The 2,436-nt window shown below is 53.7% G+C and carries 3 protein-coding genes and 1 tRNA gene; all 4 read right to left on the bottom strand.

Going from position 1 to position 2,436, the window contains the following annotated elements:
* Nucleotides 1–43: 43 nt before the first annotated feature.
* Nucleotides 44–118 (bottom strand) — tRNA-Arg (locus ACI3UA_RS05120).
* Between the two features lie 89 nt (nucleotides 119–207).
* On the bottom strand, nucleotides 208–1,047 hold the full coding sequence (locus ACI3UA_RS05115) for a metal ABC transporter permease (protein ID WP_439723755.1): 840 nt from the start codon (nucleotides 1,045–1,047) through the stop codon (nucleotides 208–210).
* Nucleotides 1,047–2,000, bottom strand: coding sequence for a metal ABC transporter ATP-binding protein (locus ACI3UA_RS05110; RefSeq protein ID WP_439723754.1), 954 nt, complete (start codon nucleotides 1,998–2,000; stop codon nucleotides 1,047–1,049). The genes ACI3UA_RS05115 and ACI3UA_RS05110 overlap by 1 nt, the downstream gene beginning before the upstream one ends.
* A 104-nt stretch (nucleotides 2,001–2,104) precedes the next feature.
* Nucleotides 2,105–2,436: ABC transporter permease (locus tag ACI3UA_RS05105; RefSeq protein WP_439723753.1), on the bottom strand; the 332-nt coding region annotated here is incomplete at its 5' end.

Raw genomic sequence — 2,436 nt, 5'->3', positions numbered from 1 at the left:
AAAAACAGCAGTCCTGCAAGACTGCTGTAAATATTAACAAAGCTGGTGCGCTCGGCGGGAGTCGAACCCACGCTTTCAGCTCCGGAGGCTAACGTCCTATCCACTGGACTACGAGCGCAAACACTGTCCGCCAATACAGGCGACTAAAGTATTATAGCACAAAAAGCTATCTTTTACAAGGAAAAATCCCTGACTGCCCCTTTTATTTTACTTTGCCGCCCTGCTTTTCAGGGCGAGGGTTATAAAGAAGATGATTGCCGCCACAACCACAATGGTAGCACCGGCCGCCATGCTGCAGTAATAAGCTGCCACAAGGCCGCTGACGCCGGAAAGCATGGCAAAGGCCACAGACAGCAGATGGTACTGCTTTACGCTGTCAGCCACATTGCGCGCCGCCGCCGCCGGCAGAACCAGCAGGGAGTTGATTATCAGTAGCCCTACCCACTGAATGCTGATGGCTACAATCACAGCCACCATTGCCGCAAAAATTCCTTCCACCATGGTCGGGGAAATACCGCGGCTTCTGGCAAAGGAAACATTGATGCTGACAATCATCAGCCTGTTGAACAAAATTCCCCAGGCCGCAAAGACCAGCACCAGAACCACCGCCAAAGAGCCCAGCTCCGCAGGGGTAATGCTGAGGATATCGCCTATCAGGTAGCTGGCATACTTGTTGAAGCTGCCGCCGTAGGACATCATCATCAGGCCCGCCGCAATGCCCACGGAGGAAAAAACGCCGATAATGGTATCGGTGGAGGCCGTGCTGTGATTTTTTATCCATGTAATCAGCAGGGCAAAGACAATGGAAAACAGCAGCAGTGACTGCACCGGCGAAAAAATACCAAAAATCGCGCCGATGGCAAGCCCTGTAAAGGCGCCATGTCCCAGAGAGTCTGAAAAAAATGCCATGCGGTTGGACACCACCATGGTGCTGAGCAGTCCGAACAGCGGCGTAATCAAAAGCACTGCCAGCAGGGCATTTTTCATGAAATCATACTGCAGCCAGCTAAAAGGCAGGGCGGACAATATGCCGTAGATCACTTCCATCATCTGCTGTCTCCCTCCTCGCCGCAGCCAGTGCTGCAAGCAGTACCGCTGTCACTGCAAAAGCCGTCACTGATGCTTCCGCTGTCACCGATGCTTCCGCAGTCACTGCCACAGTCGCAGGCACAGACCCCGCCGGCTGATTTTTTCTTATGCGGGCGCCACTCAAAGCCGGTCCCTCTGTCCCTGCCGCCGTCCCCTGCCAGCATGCCGAAAATTCTGCGTGTCCGCTTGTCGCGAAAGACTTCCTCCGCAGTGCCGCTGCACACCACGCCCTTGTTCATCAGCACCACCTGGTCTGCATGCCGCGCCACCATGTTCAGGTCATGGGACACGAGAATTATCGCCATATCCTCGTTGTTCTGCAAATCCTCCATTATTTCATAAAAAATTTCCAGCCCGTTCTGGTCTACGCCCGATACCGGCTCATCCAAAAGCAGCAAATCCGGCATGGGATTCAGCGCCAGCGCCACCAGCACCCTCTGCAGCTCGCCGCCGGACAAGGCCCCCAGCCTGCGGTCAATCAGCTCCGCCGCCTTGACGCGCCGCAGGCTCTCTATAATCCTGTCGCGGCTGTTCACCGGCAGCAGCCAGACAGGGCGGTTGCTGAGGCAGGCCGCAAATAAATCCTGCACCGTAATCGGCGCACTGACATCAAATTTCAGATACTGCGGCACGTAGCCTATCACCGGATTGCCGGTATGCTTGCCCTTGGCATCCGTATATTTCAGCTGTCCCGTATGGGGAATCTCCCCCAAAATCGCCCGAAGCAGCGTGCTCTTGCCTGCACCATTGGGGCCGATGACAGCTGTCAGCTGACCACAATGCACATGAATATTCACATCTTCAAAAATCACCAGATTGCCGGCCTTTACCCCGAAATTCTCAATCCGCGTACAGCACAGCTTCGTGCAGTCGCTCTGGGAGCTGGCATGATGAAATAGCCTTCTCAACATTGTCTACACCTGTATTCCAACAAAAATTATAGGCAGACGGCAAATAATTCGCCCGGACAATCGGCAGGCCATTGTTCAAATTCTCCTGCAAATTGCCGCGCAAATCACTTTGTCAGCCGCAAAAATGCCCAGCGGGCTGCCATGAACAATATTATAGCATATAAAAGCAGTATCCCCAAGGATTCCAGCGCTATCGGCTGTCCCAGGGAAATCCCCCTCAGCAGGTAGCTGGTATGGGTAAGCGGCAGCAGCTGGATAAAATAGCGCACCACATCCGGCAGGGCATGCACGGAAAAGAAAGTGCCGCAAAGAAACGACATGGGCAGCAGCACGTAGGTATTCACCTGTCCCATTTCCTCATAGGTGCTGATAGTCATAGCCGCAAAAAAGCCGATTTCCGAAAAAATAATGCAGTTGACAACCAGCACCAGCAGAA

Source organism: Anaerovibrio sp. (assembly GCF_051866355.1).
Classification (GTDB): domain Bacteria; phylum Bacillota; class Negativicutes; order Selenomonadales; family Selenomonadaceae; genus Anaerovibrio.
The sequence above is the reverse complement of the archived record's forward strand: the minus strand, read 5'-3'. Positions and strand labels throughout refer to the sequence as shown.

Coding starts and splice junctions, on each gene's coding strand:
- ACI3UA_RS05115 (WP_439723755.1), bottom strand. CDS start 1,047: ATGGAAGTGATCTACGGCATATTGTCCGCCCTGCCTTTTAGCTGGCTG.
- ACI3UA_RS05110 (WP_439723754.1), bottom strand. CDS start 2,000: ATGTTGAGAAGGCTATTTCATCATGCCAGCTCCCAGAGCGACTGCACG.